At 66.8% G+C, this 19,115-nt stretch carries 16 protein-coding genes and 1 riboswitch; of the genes, 8 read left to right on the top strand and 8 right to left on the bottom strand.

The window, feature by feature from the left end; genetic code table 11:
• The coding region (locus EGJ34_RS13995; RefSeq protein ID WP_148100501.1) for a LysR family transcriptional regulator at nucleotides 1-775 on the top strand (775 nt) is incomplete at its 5' end.
• A 158-nt stretch (nucleotides 776-933) separates the two neighbouring features.
• The gene (gene gph, locus EGJ34_RS13990) at nucleotides 934-1,584 is read left to right on the top strand and encodes a phosphoglycolate phosphatase (protein WP_125361080.1); all 651 of its coding nucleotides are present in this window, start codon (nucleotides 934-936) and stop codon (nucleotides 1,582-1,584) included.
• A 168-nt stretch (nucleotides 1,585-1,752) separates the two neighbouring features.
• Here gph and btuB read toward each other — a convergent pair whose 3' ends face one another.
• From btuB to EGJ34_RS13975, 3 genes are all read right to left on the bottom strand, one after another.
• A complete protein-coding gene (btuB, locus tag EGJ34_RS13985; protein ID WP_125361078.1) occupies nucleotides 1,753-3,588 on the bottom strand; it encodes a TonB-dependent vitamin B12 receptor in 1,836 nt (611 codons plus the stop codon).
• Between the two features lie 120 nt (nucleotides 3,589-3,708).
• A riboswitch (cobalamin riboswitch) is annotated at nucleotides 3,709-3,916 on the bottom strand.
• 109 nt (nucleotides 3,917-4,025) lie between these two features.
• Nucleotides 4,026-4,379, bottom strand: coding sequence for a TfoX/Sxy family protein (locus EGJ34_RS13980; RefSeq protein WP_125361077.1), 354 nt, complete (start codon nucleotides 4,377-4,379; stop codon nucleotides 4,026-4,028).
• Nucleotides 4,376-4,858 carry a GAF domain-containing protein gene (locus EGJ34_RS13975; RefSeq protein ID WP_125361076.1) on the bottom strand — a complete coding sequence of 161 codons (483 nt, stop codon included), beginning with the start codon at nucleotides 4,856-4,858 and terminating at the stop codon, nucleotides 4,376-4,378. Before EGJ34_RS13975 ends, EGJ34_RS13980 begins: the two co-directional genes overlap by 4 nt.
• Nucleotides 4,859-4,931: 73 nt before the next feature.
• Here EGJ34_RS13975 and bioD point away from each other — a divergent pair, with 73 nt between their 5' ends.
• Nucleotides 4,932-5,615 carry a dethiobiotin synthase gene (bioD, locus tag EGJ34_RS13970; RefSeq protein ID WP_125361075.1) on the top strand — a complete coding sequence of 228 codons (684 nt, stop codon included), beginning with the start codon at nucleotides 4,932-4,934 and terminating at the stop codon, nucleotides 5,613-5,615.
• Here the strand turns inward: bioD and msrA are convergent.
• The 3 genes from msrA to msrB are packed head-to-tail and all read right to left on the bottom strand — an operon-like array spanning nucleotide 5,612 to nucleotide 8,733.
• Nucleotides 5,612-6,349, bottom strand: a complete 738-nt coding sequence (gene msrA, locus EGJ34_RS13965) for a peptide-methionine (S)-S-oxide reductase MsrA (protein ID WP_125361074.1) — start codon at nucleotides 6,347-6,349, stop codon at nucleotides 5,612-5,614. The genes bioD and msrA overlap by 4 nt on opposite strands.
• A gap of 15 nt (nucleotides 6,350-6,364) precedes the next feature.
• On the bottom strand, nucleotides 6,365-8,137 hold the full coding sequence (locus tag EGJ34_RS13960; protein WP_125361073.1) for a cytochrome c biogenesis protein DipZ: 1,773 nt from the start codon (nucleotides 8,135-8,137) through the stop codon (nucleotides 6,365-6,367).
• A 53-nt stretch (nucleotides 8,138-8,190) separates the two neighbouring features.
• Entirely contained in the window at nucleotides 8,191-8,733 is a 543-nt protein-coding gene (msrB, locus tag EGJ34_RS13955) for a peptide-methionine (R)-S-oxide reductase MsrB (RefSeq protein ID WP_125361072.1), read from the bottom strand.
• 118 nt (nucleotides 8,734-8,851) lie between these two features.
• Here msrB and EGJ34_RS13950 point away from each other — a divergent pair, with 118 nt between their 5' ends.
• The 3 genes from EGJ34_RS13950 to EGJ34_RS13940 all read left to right on the top strand — a co-directional run bounded on the left by EGJ34_RS13950 (nucleotide 8,852) and on the right by EGJ34_RS13940 (nucleotide 12,374).
• Nucleotides 8,852-9,574, top strand: a complete 723-nt coding sequence (locus EGJ34_RS13950; RefSeq protein ID WP_125361071.1) for a response regulator transcription factor — start codon at nucleotides 8,852-8,854, stop codon at nucleotides 9,572-9,574.
• Nucleotides 9,571-11,028: a HAMP domain-containing sensor histidine kinase gene (locus tag EGJ34_RS13945; RefSeq protein WP_125361070.1), complete on the top strand. Its 1,458-nt coding sequence runs from the start codon at nucleotides 9,571-9,573 to the stop codon at nucleotides 11,026-11,028. The genes EGJ34_RS13950 and EGJ34_RS13945 overlap by 4 nt, the downstream gene beginning before the upstream one ends.
• Nucleotides 11,029-11,267: 239 nt before the next feature.
• On the top strand, nucleotides 11,268-12,374 hold the full coding sequence (locus tag EGJ34_RS13940) for an alpha/beta hydrolase (protein WP_125361069.1): 1,107 nt from the start codon (nucleotides 11,268-11,270) through the stop codon (nucleotides 12,372-12,374).
• A gap of 258 nt (nucleotides 12,375-12,632) precedes the next feature.
• On the opposite strand, the gene EGJ34_RS13935 is transcribed toward EGJ34_RS13940, so the two are convergent.
• Nucleotides 12,633-12,965 (bottom strand): phasin family protein, encoded by a 333-nt coding sequence (locus tag EGJ34_RS13935; RefSeq protein ID WP_125361068.1) that lies wholly within the window; start codon nucleotides 12,963-12,965, stop codon nucleotides 12,633-12,635.
• Nucleotides 12,966-13,194: 229 nt separating this feature from the next.
• The gene (gene queD, locus EGJ34_RS13930) at nucleotides 13,195-13,548 is read right to left on the bottom strand and encodes a 6-carboxytetrahydropterin synthase QueD (protein WP_125361067.1); all 354 of its coding nucleotides are present in this window, start codon (nucleotides 13,546-13,548) and stop codon (nucleotides 13,195-13,197) included.
• Between the two features lie 189 nt (nucleotides 13,549-13,737).
• On the opposite strand from queD, the gene EGJ34_RS13925 reads away from it, so the two are divergent.
• On the top strand, nucleotides 13,738-16,383 hold the full coding sequence (locus EGJ34_RS13925) for a TonB-dependent receptor (RefSeq protein ID WP_125361079.1): 2,646 nt from the start codon (nucleotides 13,738-13,740) through the stop codon (nucleotides 16,381-16,383).
• Nucleotides 16,384-16,435: 52 nt separating this feature from the next.
• On the top strand, nucleotides 16,436-18,979 hold the full coding sequence (locus tag EGJ34_RS13920; RefSeq protein ID WP_260477002.1) for a M14 family zinc carboxypeptidase: 2,544 nt from the start codon (nucleotides 16,436-16,438) through the stop codon (nucleotides 18,977-18,979).
• The last annotated feature ends 136 nt before the right edge of the window (nucleotides 18,980-19,115 follow it).

Genomic DNA, 19,115 nt, shown 5'->3' with positions numbered 1-19,115 from the left:
GCTGGGCGCGCGCCTGCTGCACCGGACCACGCGCCGGATCAGCCTCACCGGCCCCGGCGAAGCGGCCCTGCTGCGGTTTCGGCAGATGCTGGCCATCGGCGAGGAACTGCAGGGCGAGCTGGCCACCGACAACCCCGAGCCGCACGGTGTACTGCGGGTGACCGCCAGCGTGTCGTTCGGGCAGTCGCACCTGGCCGCAGCGGTAGCCGCGTTCGTGCAACGCTACCCGCTGACCCGGGTGGAGCTGCTGCTCGTGGACCGGATGGTGAACCTGGTCGAAGAGCGGGTGGACGTGGCGGTCCGCATTTCGCGCGCGATCGACCCGAACCTCATCGCACGGCCGCTGGCGCAGTGTCATTCGGTGCTGTGCGCATCGCCGTCATATCTGGCCGCGCACGGTGCACCGGCCACCGCCGATGCGCTCACCGCGCACAACTGCCTGACCCACCACTACGTGGGCAAAAGCGTGTGGCAGCTGCAGCGTGACGGGCGCACGGTCAGCGTGGCGGTGGGCGGCAACATCAGCGCGAACGAGGCGTCGTTGCTGGTGGAAGCCGTGCGCGCCGGCGCTGGCATCGCCATGTTGCCGATGTATCAGATCGGTCCGCTGCTGGCGTCCGGCGAGCTTGTGAAGGTGTTGCCGGAGTACGAGCTGGACGAAATGGGGCTTTATGCGGTGTATGCCTCGCGCCGGCAGCTGCCCGCGCTGATGCGCAGCTTCCTGGATTTCCTCGTCGAACGCTTCGCCAGCCCGGAATTCCGGTCACGCATGTGATCCGCGAATGGATCGGGCGACCAATGGTTCGGGCGACCATGGATCGTAGTGACACGCCATGCGTGTCAACGCCATGATCCTGCGCACGCGAACCGCCATGCGTGTCCATGGGGTGCCGGAATACAATCATGATCCCCACGATTCACGGTAACGCCGTTTTGACTTACCCCTACCTGCTGGTGATCTTCGACCTGGACGGCACCCTGGTCGACAGCGCCGCCGACATCGCCGAAGCCCTCAACCGCACCCTGGAAGACCAGCACCTGCCGCGCGTACCCGAAGCGACCGTGCACAGCTGGATCGGCGACGGCGTGCGCCGTCTGGTCGAACAGGCGTTCACCGCCGCCGGCCACGTGACCGACCTGGACGCGGTGATGCCCGGTTTCATGCGCCATTACGAGGAATGCCTGCTGCGCAGCCCGCGGCTGTATGACGGCGTGGTGCCGGCGCTGCAGGGGCTGCGCGAACGCAACGTCACGCTCGCCATCTGCACCAACAAGCCGCACGCGATGGTGGGGCCGCTGCTGGCGCATCTGGGTGTACAGGACTACTTCGCGCAGGTGATCGGCGGCGACTCGCTGCCCGAACGCAAACCCAGCGGTGCGCCGCTTCGTTACCTCGCCGCTGCGTTTGAGCTGGCACCTTCGGCGGCCCTGATGGTGGGTGACTCCATCACCGACTACCGGGCTGCGGTGGATGCAGGCATGCCGGTGGCGCTGGTGCGCTATGGCTACCCGCGCGGCCTGGAGCTGGACAAGGTGCAGGCGGTGGCAGTGATGGACGACCTGCGCGAGTTGCTCGCGGAGTGACGTGTGCCGACCAACGGTCGGCACCTACCGGGTCCGGACGGTTGATGCCTGCCCGATAGGGACGGTAGCGCACGCAAGGAAGGGCATCGCCCTTCCTGATGTCGCTTGTCGACGGCCCGAAGGGTGCCCGCCGGAGGCGGGCACACCGTTGGTCGTGCGCCGCCCACATCAACGCGGCTGGTAACGAATGCTCAACCGGTACTCGCGCCCCGGCTGGTTGTACCAGGCCACGGTTTCGTACTCGCGATCAAACACGTTGCTCACGCGTCCCAGCACCGACCAGTCACGGCTGATCGCATATTCCAGGCGCAGATCCATCGTGCCGTACCCGGCCAGGCGTACCGTATTGGCCGCATTGTCGTAGCGCTTGCCCGCGCCGAACGCGGTCACGCCGGCGCGGAAGCCGCCGAAGCTGCGATCCACATCCAGACGCGCAGTATTCTGCGCGCGACGCGCCAGCCAGTTGTCGAACTGCGCGCTTCCGTCGGTACGGTTGCGCGGGTCGGTGTGGCTGAGCTGTGCACTGACATCAAACCCGGCCACGCTCAGCGCGCCGGTCAGCTCGGCACCGCGGATGCGCGCCTTTTCCACCTGCGACATCATGAAGGTGGTGGCGTCATAGGTGATCAGGTCGTCGATGCGGGTTTCATACACATCCAGCCCCCAGCGCCAGTTGTCGCCCTGCTGGGCGATGCCCAGATTGGTGCTCTTTGACTCTTCCGGGTCCAGCGTCGGCACGCCGCTCCACGGGTCGTAAAGATCGCTGAAGGTCGGGGCCTTGAATGCCGTGCCGTAGCTGGCGTTCAAGCGGAAGCCGCTGCCCAGTTCCATGCCCCAGCCGAGGCTGCCGGTGGTGTGGTTGCCAAACTGCTCGTTGTCATCGTTGCGGGCGCTGGCCTGCAGGTGATGCGCGCCGAAGCGACCCTGGTACTGCACGAACACACCGGTGTTGTCGCGGCTGTCGACCAGATACTCGGTACTGCTGCCGTCCAGGTTGTCCTGGCTCCAGTCCACGCCCGCGCTGAGCAGCTGGCCCTCGGCCAGGCCGACGTCGGCCTGCACCGAGGCGCTGTCGCGGTGGGTCTGTGCCGCACCGAGCCAGGTGCTGTCGTTGTAGTTGTCCGACTCGTTGTCGGCGCGACCGACATTGGCGGTCAACGTGAAGCGCTCGCCCGGTGCATAGCGCACCTTGCCGCCCAGCACCTGCTGCAGGGTCTCCGAGTAGTTGTAGTAACCATCGTAGTGGTTCTCGCCTTCGGCGCGCAGCGCGGTACCTTCCACGCTCAGCGCATCGGTCAGCGCATAGCCGCCGCGCAGGCTCATCGACAGATTTCGGTAGCCATCGCGATCAGGCTCGTCGGCACCGCAACCAGCGAACGTCGCGGCGTCACCACGGCAGCTGTTGATGCCGTCGGTGTGCTGGTAGGCGATATCGGTGCCGAACCAGCCGCGTTCACCACTGCCGCCGATGCCGCCGCTGGCTTCACGCAGGCCGTTGCTGCCACCGCCCAGCTGGAAATGCGGCGCGAAGGTGCCGGTGTTGCGACGGGTGAAGATCTGGATCACGCCACCGATGGCGTCGGCACCGTACAGGCTCGACTGCGGGCCACGTACGATTTCCACGCGCTCGATCTGCTCCAGCGGCAGGTCCTGGATCATCGCCAGGCCAAGGTCACCGGTGTTGATGCGCACGCCATCCACCAGCACCAGGGTGTGGGCCGAATTGGTGCCACGCAGGAACAGCGAACTCTGTTTGCCCAGGCCGCCGCTGTTGTTGAGGTTGATCCCGGCGCGACCGCGCAGCAGGTCCTGCAGCGAGGGAGCCTGGCTGCGCTCGATCTCGGCGCGGTCGATCACCTGCGCCGGTGCGATGCTGTCCTGCAGGGCAATCGGGGTGCGCGTGGCGGTGACCAGCATCGTGTCCAGCGCGGTGGCATCGTCCTGTGCGGCGGCCAGCAACGGCAGTGCGCTCAGCACGGCCAGGGTAAGGGTTTGCAGCTTCATCAATCGCTCCATGCGCCGCGCACTCCCGCGCGGCAAGGGTAGGGAGGATCACGCTGCAGCGGACGACGACGGTGGGCAGGCGCGCACGGCACTGCTTGCCGCCGCCATGCCCGCCGCATCGCAACCAGTCAGCTTGAAGGCCGGTCTCCGGGCTGGCGGGTCGAGCGGCCGCAGGGCCTTCGCACCAGGCACCTTCCCATGCCGCAGCACAGTGGTATCTCGCCTGGTTTCCACGCTTACCGTTGCGGGGGCAGCGCCGGCCTGTTCACCGGCTTCCCGTTTAAACCGCGGCGCGAAAGCCGCAGTCACCCAAAAGCACGCGGATTCTAACGCGTCGGGGACCCCCGCGCGGCGAATCAACCCGTAGAGCCACGCCCTGCGTGGCTTCGACCCCGTGTGCCACCGCGCAGCCACGCAGGGCGTGGCTCTACAGGTGATTACGGTTCGTCGTCTCGGTCGAACGATGCGTCTTCCTGTTCCTCTTCCACCACCCGCTCATACACCGGCCCGGAGGCCGGCGGAGCTTTCTTCAGCGGCTGGGTGGCAATGATCGCCTCGTACTCCGCCACCAAGGTGCTGCGCCGGGTCTCGGGCAGGTCCTGCCAATGGCAGTCCTGCAGCGCGCCCTCCAGCGAGTACAGCAGGTTCAAGCTGGGCTTGAAGCCGGCCCGCTTGACCTTCACAAAGGCCCCGACCGCGCCAGCGGCGGCCAGGTCCTCGGGGGTGCGCAACCCAACCTGGCGCAGCCAGGCGGCACTTTTGGGGCCGATGTTGCGCAGTTTGGCGCTCATCCCAGCGCCTCGACGAACACGGCGGCGATGGCTTCCAGGCCGGCCTGGTCCTCCGCGTCGAAGCGGGCCAGCTTCGGGCTGTCCAGGTCGAACACGCCGATCAGGGTGTCACCCTTGAACAACGGCACCACCAGCTCCGAGCGCGAGGCCGAGTCGCAGGCGATGTGACCCGGGAAGGCATCCACGTCCTCGATACGCTGGGTGGTACGGGTGGACGCGGCGGCTCCGCACACGCCCTTGCTCAGCGGAATGCGGACGCAGGCGGGCAGGCCCTGGAACGGACCGACCACCAGTTCGGTGCCATCGAAGAAGTAGAAACCGGCCCAGTTCAGCTCGGGCAGGGCGTGGTAGACCAGGGCCGACAGGTTGGCGGCATTGGCGATTCGGTCCGATTCACCGTGCACCAGGGCGCGGGCCTGGGCCAGCAGCTGGCCGTACTGTTCCGGCTTGCTGCCGGTGAGCGAGGAGGAGGTAAACATGGCCGCAGTCTAGCGTAGGGACACGCCATGCGTGTCCGCGATAATGCCCCAACGTTCATCACTCCCGATCGCCATGTCACAAGGCTTCCCGTTCCCGCCCGCCGTCTACCTCACCGGCACCGACACCGGCATCGGCAAGACCTTCAGCAGCTGCGCCCTGCTGCACGCGCTGCGCCAGCGCGGCCTGCGCGCGGTCGGCATGAAACCCGTGGCCAGCGGCTGTGAGATGACCCCGCAGGGGCTGCGCAACGAGGACGCGGTCGCCCTGCGCGCGGCCAGCGATCCGCTGCCGGCCTACGCCGACCTGAATCCCTACGCGCTGCCGGAGCCACTGGCACCGGAGCTGGCGGCCGCCGACGCCGGCGTGACCCTGGCCCTGCCACCGATCCAGGCGGCATTCGAACGCCTGCGTTCCCAGGCCGACACCGTGGTGGTGGAGGGCGTGGGGGGCTGGCTGGCACCGCTGAGCGCGGACCTGGACCAGTCGCACCTGGTCCACGCCCTGCAGCTGCCGGTGGTGCTGGTAGTCGGCCTGCGCCTGGGCTGCATCAACCATGCACGGCTCAGCGTGGCGGCCATCGCCGCGGCCGGGGCGACCTGCATCGGCTGGATCGCCAACGAAGTGGACCCGCAGATGGCGCGCATCGACGACAACGTGGCGATGCTGCGCGCGCGCCTGCCCGTGCCCTGCTGGGGACGACTGCCGTATGCGCCGGGTGGTGACCCGGCGCAGCTGGCGCGCGATCTGGATATCTAGCGCGCCGATAGCGTGGCCACCAGCCGCGGCTTTTCGCGGTACAGGGCCGGATACTGCTGCTTCAACGCTTCCACCTTGGGCAGGTCGTTGATCCGGATGTAGAGGTTGTCCGGGTGCAGGGTGAGGTAGTTCTGGTGATAGCCCTCGGCACGGAAGAACGGTTTGCCGCCGTCGACCTGGGTGACCACCTTGGCCGGGAATGCACGGGCCTGTTGCAGTTGCGCGATGTAGGCCACCGTGGCAGCGCGCTGCGCCGGATCGTCCGCGTACACGGCCGAGCGGTACTGGGTGCCGCGGTCCGGGCCCTGGCGGTTGAGCTGGGTGGGGTCGTGCGCAACCGAGAAGAACACCTGCATCAGCTGCGCATAGCTCACCTGCGCGGGATCGTAGGTCACTTGCACGGCTTCGGCATGGCCGGTGCTGCCGGTGCCCACGCGTTCGTAACGGGCGTCGCCCGCGGTGCCACCGATGTATCCCGAGACCGCGTTCTCCACACCCTTCATGTGCTGGAACACGCCCTGCACGCCCCAGAAGCAGCCACCGGCGAACACCACCTGGGCGCGCTGCACCTTGGGCTGTGCAAACACTGCGGCACCTGTCGGTGCCGGTACTGCGACCTGCCCGGCCGGCGCGGCCATCACCGGCCGGTCCAGGCTGAGCACGGCGGTGATCGTCAGTGCGGCGATCGCCACGGCAATGCCGCCGGCCGCCAGTTTCTCCATTGCGATCTTCATGGGGTTCTCCTGCGTTCAACCGAAGGTGAAGGCGTAGGCGTGCACGCCCGGGTCAAGGAACTCGATCTCGAAGGTGCGCTCGCGCACCGCGCCGTTCTGACGGATCAGCTGGTAGAGCCGGTTGCCATCGACCTGACCGCTGCCATCGGCGGCGCTGTCGCCGCCGGCATCCGCACCCGGCGGCTGGCCGTCAATGCGCACGCGGTAGCGCACCGGCTTGCCGTCTTCGCCGGGCGACAGCACCAGATGCAGGTCACGGGCATGGAAGCGGAATGCGATGCGGTCGCCGCCGGCGTGCGAACGGGCGTCCTCGTCGCCTACCGTCCAGCGCCCGCCCAGCGCCCACTGGTTCAAGGCCAGCGTGGTCGGTACGGTGTAATCGGCGGCACGGTCGGGCTGCTGACCACCAGGCGAAGCGAAGTTTTCCGCCCGTGCGTGACCCAGATAGGTCTCCGGCGATTTCAGGTTGCCCATGTCGGCCTGGCGCTCCACGCCTTCGCGTGAGGCGGCCATGGCGCGGGCAGGCGAGGGCGCGTCATCGGGCAGGGCATGACCGGCTTCGCGCAGCAGCTGGCGGATGATCTGCTCGGACTGGCCGTAATTGCCTTCGCCGAAGTGGTGCGCGCGGATGCGGCCCTGCGCGTCGATGAAATAGTGCGCCGGCCAGTAGCGGTTGTTGAAACCGCGCCAGATCGAGAAGTCGTTGTCGATCGCGACCGGGTAGCTGACCTTCAGGTCCTCCACCGCGCGCTGCACATTGCCCAGGTTGCGCTCGAAAGCGAACTCCGGCGCATGCACGCCGATCACCACCAGTCCATGGTCGCGGTAGCGCTCGGCCCACTCGCGCACGTGCGGCAGCGCCCGCAGGCAGTTGATGCAGGAGTACGTCCAGAAGTCGACCAGCACCACCTTGCCGCGCAGTGCGGCGACGTCCAGCGGCGGGCTGTTGAGCCAGCCGGTCGCGCCTGCCAGCGACGGCATCTCGCCTTCCACCGGCAGGGTACCGTCGCCACTGTGCGCGGCCGACATCATCATCGCCGGACCTGCCTGCTCCTCCTGTGCCGGCAGTACGTCCAGCAGGCCCTGTTCGAGCCTGGCCGTGCTTACCGTGGAGAGCCGGGTCAGCACGCCGGTGTCCCAACCCATGGCTATGGCGACCACCGCCAGCAGCGCGGCCACGCCGAGTCCGCGTCGAATCCACTCGGTGGTGCCCAGCCGCTGCTTGAGCGCGGCGAAGACCCGTCCGCCCACCCACAGCGCGAGTGCCAGCGAGGTTGCCGCGCCCAGCGCGTAGGCCAGCAGCAGGCCGCTGGTGCCGACACTGGCGCCCTGCAGGGCTGCACCGGTCAGGATCAGGCCCAGGATCGGTCCGGCACACGGAGCCCACAGCAGGCCGGTCGCCACGCCGATCAGCAGCGAGGTACCGACACCGCCACGGCCGGCGGCATCGGCGGCGTCAGCACGCGCGCTCAAGCGCGCCCCGACGCGCTGGAAGGGGGCCAGCAGCGCGTCGGCAACCCGAGGCAGCAGCAGCGCCAGTGCAAACACCGCCATCACCACCAGCGCGATCCAGCGGCCGACCTGGTTGGCCTGGGCCACCCACTGGCTGCCCACGGCGGCCAGGCTCGCGACCACCGCGAACATCACAGCCATGCCGATCAGCAGCGGCAGGCCGCTGCGCAGGAACGGCCGGTCGGCGCGGGCGAAAACAAACGGCAGCACCGGCAGGATGCAGGGGCTGAGCAGGGTAAGTACGCCGCCCAGATAGGCCAGAACAAGCAGCAACATGGAGGATCCTTCTTGAGACAGGGGTATTCCAACAACGCGCAGGGCGCGGACGGTCAGGTTCGATTCGCGATCCGCACGCGCAGGTCTTCGGGGCCGGCGACAAAGTTCATCGCCACCCCGTTCATGCAGTAGCGCAACCCGGTGGGCCGCGGCCCATCATCGAACACATGGCCCAGGTGCCCGCCGCAGCGGCGGCAGTGCGCTTCCACCCGGACCATCCCGTAACTGGTGTCGCGGTCTTCGCCGACGGCGTCGTGCAGGGGTGCCCAGAAACTGGGCCAACCGGTGCCGCTGTCGAACTTGGTGGACGAGGAGAACAGCGGCAGCGCACAACCGGCACAGGTAAACGTGCCCTTGCGATGCTCTTTGTTGAGCGGGCTGCTGTACGGGCGCTCGGTGCCCTTGCGGCGCAGCACCGAGTACTGCGCCGGGGTCAGCTGCTGCTGCCACTGCGCGTCGGTGCGCATCACCTCGAAGGTGCGGGCCGGCTCAGCCGCGGCCACCGGCGCGGCGCGGCTGCAGGCGGTCAGGCCGAGCAGACCGCTGGCCGCGCCCAGGGCACTCATTCCCAGCAGTTTGCGACGGGTCAGGCGCATGGCAGGTCTCCAGGCAGGGACGATGCGGCCATGCTGCGCCCGGGGCGGTCAACGAATCCTCACGCAGGGTTAAATTTTCCGTGACACATTCAGCTGCGTGAGCGCCCACAATGCACCCATGAACAGCGCCAAACGTGTCCTGATCGTCGAAGACGACGCGCATATCGCCGACCTGCTGCGCATGCACCTGCGCGACGAAGGCTATGAGGTGACCCACGCCGCCACCGGCGACGAAGGCCTGCGCCTGGTCGAGGAGCAGGTCTGGAGCGCGCTGGTGCTGGACCTGATGCTGCCGGGCGTGGACGGGCTGGAGATCTGCAAGCGGGCACGCGCGATGGCGCGCTACACGCCGATCATCATCACCAGTGCGCGGGCCAGCGAGGTGCACCGCATCCTCGGGTTGGAGCTGGGCGCGGACGATTACCTGGCCAAACCGTTCTCGATGCTGGAGCTGGTGGCCCGGGTGAAAGCGCTGCTGCGTCGCGTGGAAGCGCTCGCGCAGAACGCGCGGCTGGATGCCGGAATGATCGAGGTAGCCGGACTGCGGATCGACCCGATCGCGCGCAGCGCGCAGGTCGACGGCCGCGCCCTGGACCTGACCCCGCGCGAGTTCGACCTGCTGGCGTTCTTTGCGCGCCACCCTGACCAGGTTTATTCGCGCATGGACCTGCTCAACCAGGTCTGGGGCTACCAGCACGACGGTTACGAGCACACCGTGAACACCCACATCAACCGCCTGCGCAACAAGATTGAGCGCGACCCCGCTGCGCCGCAACGCATCCAGACCGTATGGGGGCGCGGCTACAAACTGGTGGGCGACGCCAGCGAGGGCGCGGCATGATCCGGCTCACGCTTTCGCAGCGGCTCACCGCCGTGTTCTTCGCCCTGCTGCTGGCGTGCGGCGCGGCGCTGATGTGGATCCAGATGCGCAGTACCACGCTGCACGAGCAGGAAACCGTGCAGCGGCTGTCGCGCGGGTTGGCCGAGCACATCGCGCGCAGTGGTGAGCTGATGGATGCGCGCGGCATGCGTGGCGGCGACGTCCGCGCGCTGTTCGGCAAACTGATGGCGGTCAACCCCAGCGTGGAGGTCTACCTGCTGGACGACCAGGGCCGGATCCTCGGTCACGACGCACCGGAGGGGCACCTCAAGCGGGACCGCGTTGACCTCGCACCGGTGCAGGCGCTGTTGCGCGACGAACCGTTGCCGATTCTCGGCGACGACCCGCGCAGCGTGAATGGCCGCAAGGTCTTCAATGCCGCGCCGCTGTGGGTGCAGGGGCGGCAGGGCGGTTACATCTACGTGGTGCTGGTCGGCGAGCAGCGCGAGGCGCTGGCCGCCAACGTGGCGGGCACGGGCGTGCTGCGGACCACGCTGTGGTCGCTGGCGATCGTGGTCGGGTTGGGACTGCTGGCCGGCGCGTTCGCCTTCGGCTGGGTCACCCGCCCGCTGCGGCGGCTGACCGCGCGGATCCAGGGTTTTGATGTGGACCAAGCATCGCCGGCCGTCGCGCCACCACCGCCGCTGCGTCCCGGCGAGCGTGATGAATTGGCCATCCTCGACCACAGCTTCGGCCTGATGAGTCAGCGCCTGGGCGAGCAATGGCAGCAGCTGCGCGAGCAGGACCTGCAGCGCCGCGAACTGGTGGCCAATATCTCGCACGACCTGCGCACGCCGCTGTCGTCGCTGCACGGATATCTGGAGACGCTGTCGTTGAAGGATGCCACGCTGACGGCCGAGGAGCGGCAGCGCTACCTCGGCATCGCGTTGGCACAGAGCCAGAAGGTGGGTCGCTTGGCGCAGGCGTTGTTCGAACTGGCACGTCTGGAGCACGGTGGCGTGGTGCTGGACATGCAGGCCTTCTCACTGCCGGACCTGCTGCAGGACGTGTTCCAGAAATTCGAGCTCGCCGCCGAGGCGCGTCGGCAGACGCTGTCAGCCGATATTCCGCCGCGCCTGCCGTCGGTTCGGGCGGATCTGGGCCTGATCGAGCGGGTGCTGACCAACCTGCTGGACAACGCCATCCGGCACACCCCGGAAGGTGGGCGGATCACCGTCAGTCTGCGTGCGGAGACGGACAAGGTGTGGGTGCGGGTTGCCGACAGTGGTCCGGGCATCGCCCCGGAACGGCGCGCCAACCTGTTCCACACGCCGCCCGCGCTGGGCAGCCAGCGCCCGGACAGTGGCGGCTTGGGATTGCTGATCGTGCACCGCATCGTGCAGCTGCATGGCGGGCAGATTCGCTTGCTGGAGAGCGAGGCGGGCGCGGTGTTCGAGTTCGCGTTGCCGGTGTGATGTCGTTGACGCGCATGGCGGCGCCGCGCTCGTGCCGGGCGGTGCGTTGACGCGCATGGCGGCGTTGCGCTTGTGTCGGGCGGTACGTTGACGCGCATGGCGCGTCACTACGCGGGGGCTATCGGGGGTAGAGTCGGTCGATAGACGACTGCAGTGAACTGTTCCGCGCCCGGTAACGCATGAAAATCGTCGGCGCAATGGCATGATGGCTTCCAATCCATCACACGCCCGGTTCCCGCATGCGTCTCTGGCTCTGCCTCGTCTCGCTGCTGTGCACCTCGCTTCCCGCTTTGGCAGCCGGCACCTGCCCGGACACCAGCGCCCTCGAACCTGCGCGCGCGGTGGTCCGCGACCTGCAGCGCATCACCACCCCCAACGGCATCCAGGAGCACTACGCCACGCCGATTGGTGGGGTGAAGCAGTGGCTCACCATCCGCGGGCACGACCGCGCCAACCCGGTGATCCTGTTCGTGCACGGCGGTCCTGCCAGCCCGAGCACGCCCAGCCTGTGGCAGTTCCAGCGGCCGTGGGAGGAATACTTCACCGTGGTTGACTGGGACCAGCGCGGGGCCGGCAAGACCTATTCGGAAGCCGCGCCGGAACAGATCAAACCGACGCTGACCGTCGACCGCTACGTGTACGACGCCATTGAAGTGGCCGAACACCTGCGCACCCATCTGGGCCAGCCCAAGGTGATCCTGATGGGGCACAGCTGGGGCACCATCGTCGCGTTCAAGGCGGCACTGAAGCGGCCGGACCTGTTCCATGCCTACGTGGGCATCGGCCAGATCATCAACCAGGTGGAAAACGAGAAGATCAGCTTCGACTACGGGTTGGCGCAGGCGAGGGCGCATGGAAACGCGGAGGCGGTAGCGGCGCTGGAGGCGATTGCGCCGTATCCGGGGGATTCGCCGATCACGCGCGAGCGGATCATCGTGGCGCGGACGTGGCCGCAGTACTACGGTGGACTGACCGCCTACCGCGATGATTCGCGCTATTACTTTGGTGCGGCCAGACTGTCGCCGGAATACAGCGATACGGATCGATGCAATGTGGACAAGGGCAGTGTCCTGTCACTGGATCCGCTGCTGCCGCAGATGCTGAAGGTCGATTTCAACCCGGTGAAGCGGTTCCCGATTCCGGTGGTGATGCTCATGGGGCGGCACGATTACACGACGCCTACCGCGCCGACCGACCGTTGGTTGAAGGCGGTGGATGCGCCCTTCAAACAGGCGGTGTGGTTCGAGCATTCGGCGCACATGGTGCCGTGGGAAGAGCCGGGGAAGACGCTGATGACCTTGGTGCAGGTGGTGAGGCCGTTGGCGGCTGAAGCATCGCCCCGTTGATTTTCATGCGTTACCGGTTGTTCAGTCCGCGCGTGCCGTCGTCTGTCGACCGACGCTACCAAAGCGGAGCACCGCGATGGGTCAGGTAGCGTCGGTCGACAGACGACGGCCGTGAAATGGCCAACGCCCGGTAACGCATGACCTCAAAACCGAAACCACGCCTTTCAAACCAAAAAAAGACCCGACAGAGGGAGGGATCTGTCGGGTCTAGGATCACGTGGGGGGAGGGACCCACGCGATATCCATCTGGTTGTCGGCTCAGCGTCTGGCGGCGAAGGGTTGCCGCGCCAGCTCGCTCAGCGCTTCAGTAGCTTTCAGTCCCAGGCCAAACACTTCCTGATGCGCGGTGGTCCAGCGCTCCAGGTTGTCCTTGACCAGCTGTGCGCCTTTCGGTGCCAGCTTGCCGGGTTCAGATGACTGCACGATTTCACCGAAGAACCCGCTGGTGGCGGTGATGTTCTTCTCCAGCGTCTTCAACTGCACGCCGAACATGCTCTCGGCGTTCTCCAGTGCGAGCCGGTTGGCACGCGTGGCCGCGGCGGCCAGCTGGCGGGTGTAATCGCTGAAGGAATCGGTGAACGCGGACGCCATGGGAAGACGGCTCGTGAACTTGATGCAATGCAGCATACGCCGATTTTGACGCGATGCAACATATTTTTCCCGAATCGGTACGAATTCAGAATAAATGTAGGAAAATCAATCGGTTGATTCGCTATTGTGAACGATGCGGACCCTGCCTGGGCCGGCCAACGGCCGGCGCTACCGGAAGTTGCGCACGGCAGGGACCCGTAGAGCCGGGCTCTGCCCGGCTGCTCTTGCCTCACCCGCGGTACCGGCACCCCGACGTGCAGGTCTCATGCACGGTCACTTCGCTCAATTCCGGCAGGCTCGGCTTGAGCTCGTTCCAGATCCAGCGCGCCAGCACTTCGCTGGTCGGGTTCTCCAGACCCGGAATGTCGTTGAGGTAATGGTGGTCCAGGCGGTCGTAGATCGGCTTGAAAGCCGCCTTCACATCGCCGAAGTCCATGATCCAGCCGGTGTGCTCGCCCGGCTCGCCTTCCACCTTGAGTTCCACCCGGAACGAATGGCCGTGCAGGCGCGCGCACTTGTGGCCCGGCGGCACGTTGGGGAGGCGGTGGGCGGCCTCGAGGGTAAAGACTTTGAAGATTTCCATGCCCGCCATTGTAGCGGGGTGACAGGACCGCCGGCGCTCCAGCGATCCCGCGATGGTTTCATTCGTACATATCCATCCGGATGAAGAGATGGTACCTTTCGTTATATCCGCATGAAGCGATGTTATTGGCCGGTCAGCGGCCAGGCATGGATTACTGCGGAACTGTCGTTCACCACCCCACTGACGTACATGCCCAAGCACACCCTTCTCGTGGCCGCGTTGTCGGCCGCTCTGGCTACGCCTTTGTCCGCATTTGCCGACGCCAGCCCCGATGCCGCTGCCAGCGGTGCCAGCAAGACCCTCGACGCGGTCCGCGTGACTGGCTCGAACATCAAGCGCACCGACACCGAATCGGCCAATCCGGTGCAGGTGATCGGCCGCCAGGAGATCGAAGCAACCGGCAAGGCCACCGTCGCCGACCTGCTGCGTTCGATCTCGGCCAATACCGGCAATGCCAACAACGAAACCACCAACAATGGCTGGGCCTCGGGCTCGGCGGGCATCGGCCTGCGTGGCCTGTCGCAGAAGAACACGCTGGTGCTGCTCAACGGACGTCGCCTGGCCAATTACGGCTTCCCGGCCGGTGGCCTGTCGGACACTTTCGTCAACCTCAATGCGCTGCCGATGGTCGCGGTGGAACGCATTGAAGTGCTCAAGGACGGCGCTTCGGCCGTGTACGGCTCCGATGCGGTGGCCGGCGTGGTCAACATCATTACCCGCCAGGGTTTTGAAGGCGCGGAGATCGGCGGCAGCGTCGGTACCGCCGACCAGGGCGGGCTGGACGAGCAGAAGCTTAAGTTCGTTGGCGGCATCGGCGATCTCGATACCGACGGCTACAACATCCTGGTCAGCCTGGAAGGCTACAACCGCGAGCGCCTGGACCAGGACGACCGCGACCTGACCCGCAGCGGCATCTACACCGACAAGCCCGGCGGCCGCTGGAACGGCTGGTCGGCCAAGGGCGCGCGCTACCTGGTCAACGGCGTGTCGGTGCCGATGCTGGATGCCAACGGCAACTGCCCGGAGAACACCACCCTGGTGGCCAGCGCGCCGATCGACGGCCTCGCCGGCGACACCTGCGGCTTCAACCTGGCCCCGTACACCACGCTCATTCCGTCCACCAAGCGCTACCAGGCCTACGTAAACGGCACCTTCCGGGTGAGCGACAACGTCGAAGCCTTCGGTGAAGTGATCTACAGCAACATCAAGGGCGAGGCGTGGTTTGGTAGCAGCCCGTTCTTCACCCTGGAAAGCGGCCGCTTCGCACTGAACGCCGACACCGGGCTGGCCGAGCCGGTGTCCTCGAACCTGCCGGCCAGCAATCCGTACAACCCGTACGGGCGTGCGATTCCGATCGAGTACACGTTCTTCAACCTGGGGCCGTCGATCAAGACCAACCGCTCGCAGGCGTACCGCGGCGTGGTCGGTCTGCGTGGCAGCCTGCAGAACTGGGACTGGGAAGTGGGCGCGTTCGGCGCACGCAGCAGTGAGCGCGAAACCGTCTCTGGCGGCTTCGCCAACCGCTGGGCGCTCGCGGACGCGCTGGCCACCGGCAGCTACAACCTGCTGGACCCTGCCGCCACCCCGCAGGCGGTGCTGGATGCAATCAACCTGAGCACGCTGCGCCCGGCCGAATCCGTGCTGCAGGGCGTGGACGCCAAGATCTCCGGCACCCTGGGCAACACCTGGGCCGGTCCGATCGGATTTGCCGCCGGCGCGGAATGGCGTCGCGAGAAACTCGATTCGGAAAACCCCTGGCAGATCGATGCCGGTCTGCAGGTGCGCCCTGCGATCGCCGAAGTGCATGGCGAGCGCAAGGTCACGGCCGCCTACGCCGAAGTGAACGTACCACTGGCCGAGAAGCTGGAACTGCAGGCCGCCGCGCGCGCTGACCACTACAGCGACTTCGGCGACGCGTTCTCGCCCAAGCTGAGCCTGCGATGGCAGCCGCTGGACTTCCTGCTGGTGCGCGCCGCTGCATCGAAGGGCTTCCGGGCACCGTCGCTGTCGGAAAATTCCAACAGCACCAGCATCGCCTACGGCAGCGTGATCGATCCGCGTGACCCGGACGTGCCGGGCTCGCGCCAGAACCCGACGTTCTTCACCGTCGGCAACAGCGACCTCAAGCCCGAGCGCACCCGCAGCTACAACCTCGGCGTGGTGCTGTCGCCCTGGAGCAACACCAGCCTGAGCGTGGACTACTACCGCATCGAACTGGAAAACCTGGTCGGCACCAACAACACCCAGACCCTGGTCACCAATGACGTACCGGGTGCGGTGCTGCGCGACGAGCGCGGCAAGCTGCAGGCGGTGTACAACCGCTACCAGAACCTGAGCGAGCTCAAGACTTCCGGCTTCGACGTGGAACTGCGCCAGCGTTTCCCCACCGCCAGCGCCGGTGACTTCACGCTCAGCAGTGCCTTCACCCACGTGCGCGACTACAGCCGCCCGACCGTGGTCGGTGGCCCGCTGGTGGATTACGCCGGCAGCAATCTTGGCGCGACCCTGCCGAAGAACAAGGCCACCACCACGCTGGACTGGGCACTGGGTGACTTCCGCACCGCGCTGACCTGGTACTACACCAGCGGCTACGACCAGAAGGCCAGTGCCGCAGCGACGGCGGTGCAGGACCGCGTGGATGCCTACAGCCAGTTCGACCTGTACCTGGCCTACACCGGGGTGGACAAGCTGACCCTCTACGCCAAGGTGCAGAACCTGGCCGACAAAGAACCGCCCTACGACGCCTCGTTCCCGGGCATCCGCGCGCCGTATGACTTCAGCCAGTACGACCTGCGTGGCCGTTACTTCACCGTGGGTTTCGATTACCGCTTCTGATTGGGGGGTTGTTGTGTCCTTGTACCGAGGTGTTTCGCGTCGTGCGCGCTGGTTGCTGGCATCGGTGTGGCTGCTGGCCACACCGGCATTTGCCCAGAGCGACTATTTCTTCCCGAAGGCGGGTGAGTTCGATCCGTCCATTCCCACTCCGCAGCAGTTCCTGGGCTACGAGATCGGCAGCCGGTACACCCGTCACGACCAGCTGGTGGCCTACTTCGACGAGCTGGCCAGGCACTCGGACAAGATCAAGGTGCAGCGGATCGGCACCAGCTATGAAGGCCGTCCGCTGCTGATCGCCACCATCACCTCGGCGCAGAACCAGCAGCAGTTGGAATCGCTGCGCCGCCAGCACGTGACCCTGGCCGATCCGGCGCAGCCGCTGTCGGCCGCCGGCAGCAGCCCGGTGGTGGTGTGGCTGGGCTACAGCGTGCACGGCAATGAAACCTCCAGCGGCGAAGCGGCGCTGCTGACGGCCTACTACCTGGTCGCCAACCGCAGCCCGGAGACCGCGCAGTGGCTGCAGCAGGCCGTGGTGCTGGTGGACCCGGCGCAGAACCCGGACGGCCGCGACCGCGCGGCCAGCTGGCACAACGCCTACGCCTCGTTCCCCGCCTCGGCCGATCCGGCCGACAAGGAGCACGTGGAGCCGTTCCCCCAGGGGCGCACCAACCACTACTTCACCGACCTCAACCGCGACTGGCTGGCGCTGACCCAGCAGGACACGCGGCCGAAGATCGCGTTCTTCCACCAGTGGTATCCCAACGTCCAGATCGACTTCCACGAGATGGGCAAGGACAGCACGTATTACTTCGAGCCGTCGCCGGCAAGCATGCACAGCCCGCTGATTCCGGCCGCGTCGTACGAGTTCAACAAGACCCTGGCGAAGTACCACGCGCAGTCGCTGGATGCGCTGGGCTCGCTGTACTACACCGGTGAGAACTTCGACAACTTCTCGCCGGTATATGGCTCGACCTATCCGGACTTCCATGGCGCGGTGGGCGTCACCGTGGAACAGGCCAGCTCGCGCGGCCGCGTGCAGGAATCGGCGAATGGCCTGCTGACCTTCCCCTTCACCATCCGCAACCAGGTTGCGACCGGGTTGGGTACGGTGCGCGGTGCGGTGACCGAGCGCGACGGACTGCTCAAGCTGCAGAAAGACTTCTTCCAGTCCGCGCTGAAGCAGGCCGGGCAGCAGCCGGTGAAGTCGTTCGTGTTCGGCGATACGCATGACCCGGGCCTGACCCGCCGCCTGCTCGATCTGCTGCTGCAGCATCAGATAGCGGTGCAGCCGCTGACCAGCGCGGTGACCGTGGACGGGCAGCGCTTTGAACCGGGCAGTGCCTATGTGGTGCCCACCGCGCAGCCGCAGTTCCGGCTGGTGCATTCGATCTTTGCCGAGACGCCGCCGATCAAGGGCGACGTGTTCTATGGCAGCACCTCGTATGCCATCGCCCCCGCGTATGGCGTGGCGTTCGCCGGCAGCCGCAGCCGTCTTGCCGGCGGTGAGCGCATCACCGCATTGCCGGCGGTGCAGGGCGGAGTGAGCGGCGGCGAAGCCGGCTACGCCTATGTGTTCGACTGGCGCGACTACAACGCCAGCCGCGCGCTGTATGCCCTGCAGGCGAAGGGGCTGGCGGCGCGCGCTGCATTCCAGCCGTTCACCGGCAGCACCGGTAATGGCGAACAGGCATTCGCGCGTGGCACTGTGGTGATTCCGGTGGCCGGCCAGCCGCTCAGCGGAGCCGCGCTGCGTGCGGCGGTGGACGAAGCTGGGCGCAGCAGTGGCGTGCAGATCCAGGCGCTGGCCAGCGGCCAGAGCCGCAGCGGCATCGACCTCGGCAGCGACAGCGTCAAGTCGCTGCGCAAGCCGGCGGTGGCACTGGTGATGGGCGAGGGTGTCAGCGCCACCGAGATCGGCTCGGCCTGGTTCCTGCTCGACCAGCAGCTGCAGCTGCCGGCCAGCAAGATCGATCCGGCGCAGCTGGGCAAGATCAACCTGGACCGTTACACCAGCATCGTGCTCGCCGGTGGCACCTACACCGGCGTGGACGCCACCGCAGTGGCGGCGCTGAAGCGCTGGATCAACGCTGGCGGTTCCCTGGTGACCTATGGCACCGCCTCGAAGTGGGCGATCGAGCAGAAGCTGGCCGATGAAACCCTGGGCCAGGAGGAGCAGGCACCGGACAGCGCACGTCGTGCGTTCGGCGACCAGCGCGACATCGCCGCCATCGAGCGGGTCAGCGGCAATATCCTCAGTGCGGAAGTGGATACCAGTCATCCGCTCGGCTTTGGCCTGCCACGCAGCCAGCTGGCGGTGAACAAGGAAAACGGCATCAGCTTCAAGCCCAGCCGCAATCCGTTCTCCACCGTGGTGCGGATTGATGATGCGCCGCGGGTGAATGGTTACCTGTCGGAGAACAACCGCAGTCGCGTGGCCGGCACCGCCTGGCTGCTGGTGTCGCCGCAGGGGCAGGGCAACGTGGTGTTGTTTGCCGATGATCCGGCGCATCGAAAGTACTGGCACGGCACCGAGCGCCTGCTGTTGAACGCGGTGTTCTTCGGCAACCTGTTGAATCCGACCAAGCCGCGCGGGTGATCCTCCGCGTGGTGCCCGGGCACTCAAACAAAAAGGGCGACGCAATGCGTCGCCCTTTTCATTTCATTCCGCCCGGATCAACCCGCGCGGTGACCGCCGCCGCCCTGACTGCGGCCGCCCTGGCCGCGACCACCGC

Source organism: Stenotrophomonas sp. 278, assembly GCF_003935715.1.
Taxonomy (GTDB): domain Bacteria; phylum Pseudomonadota; class Gammaproteobacteria; order Xanthomonadales; family Xanthomonadaceae; genus Stenotrophomonas; species Stenotrophomonas maltophilia_AH.
Note: the sequence above shows the minus strand (reverse complement) of the source record. Positions and strands in the feature narration are given on the sequence as shown.

Excerpts from the sequence above, each read along its gene's own strand:
- EGJ34_RS13940 (WP_125361069.1), top strand. The coding sequence starts at position 11,268 with ATGCGTCTCTGGCTCTGCCTCGTCTCGCTGCTGTGCACCTCGCTTCCC.
- EGJ34_RS13935 (WP_125361068.1), bottom strand. The coding sequence starts at position 12,965 with ATGGCGTCCGCGTTCACCGATTCCTTCAGCGATTACACCCGCCAGCTG.
- btuB (WP_125361078.1), bottom strand. The coding sequence starts at position 3,588 with ATGAAGCTGCAAACCCTTACCCTGGCCGTGCTGAGCGCACTGCCGTTG.
- queD (WP_125361067.1), bottom strand. The coding sequence starts at position 13,548 with ATGGAAATCTTCAAAGTCTTTACCCTCGAGGCCGCCCACCGCCTCCCC.
- EGJ34_RS13960 (WP_125361073.1), bottom strand. The coding sequence starts at position 8,137 with ATGTTGCTGCTTGTTCTGGCCTATCTGGGCGGCGTACTTACCCTGCTC.
- msrB (WP_125361072.1), bottom strand. The coding sequence starts at position 8,733 with ATGCGCCTGACCCGTCGCAAACTGCTGGGAATGAGTGCCCTGGGCGCG.
- EGJ34_RS13975 (WP_125361076.1), bottom strand. The coding sequence starts at position 4,858 with ATGTTTACCTCCTCCTCGCTCACCGGCAGCAAGCCGGAACAGTACGGC.
- msrA (WP_125361074.1), bottom strand. The coding sequence starts at position 6,349 with ATGAAGATCGCAATGGAGAAACTGGCGGCCGGCGGCATTGCCGTGGCG.
- EGJ34_RS13945 (WP_125361070.1), top strand. The coding sequence starts at position 9,571 with ATGATCCGGCTCACGCTTTCGCAGCGGCTCACCGCCGTGTTCTTCGCC.
- EGJ34_RS13950 (WP_125361071.1), top strand. The coding sequence starts at position 8,852 with ATGAACAGCGCCAAACGTGTCCTGATCGTCGAAGACGACGCGCATATC.
- EGJ34_RS13925 (WP_125361079.1), top strand. The coding sequence starts at position 13,738 with ATGCCCAAGCACACCCTTCTCGTGGCCGCGTTGTCGGCCGCTCTGGCT.
- bioD (WP_125361075.1), top strand. The coding sequence starts at position 4,932 with ATGTCACAAGGCTTCCCGTTCCCGCCCGCCGTCTACCTCACCGGCACC.
- EGJ34_RS13980 (WP_125361077.1), bottom strand. The coding sequence starts at position 4,379 with ATGAGCGCCAAACTGCGCAACATCGGCCCCAAAAGTGCCGCCTGGCTG.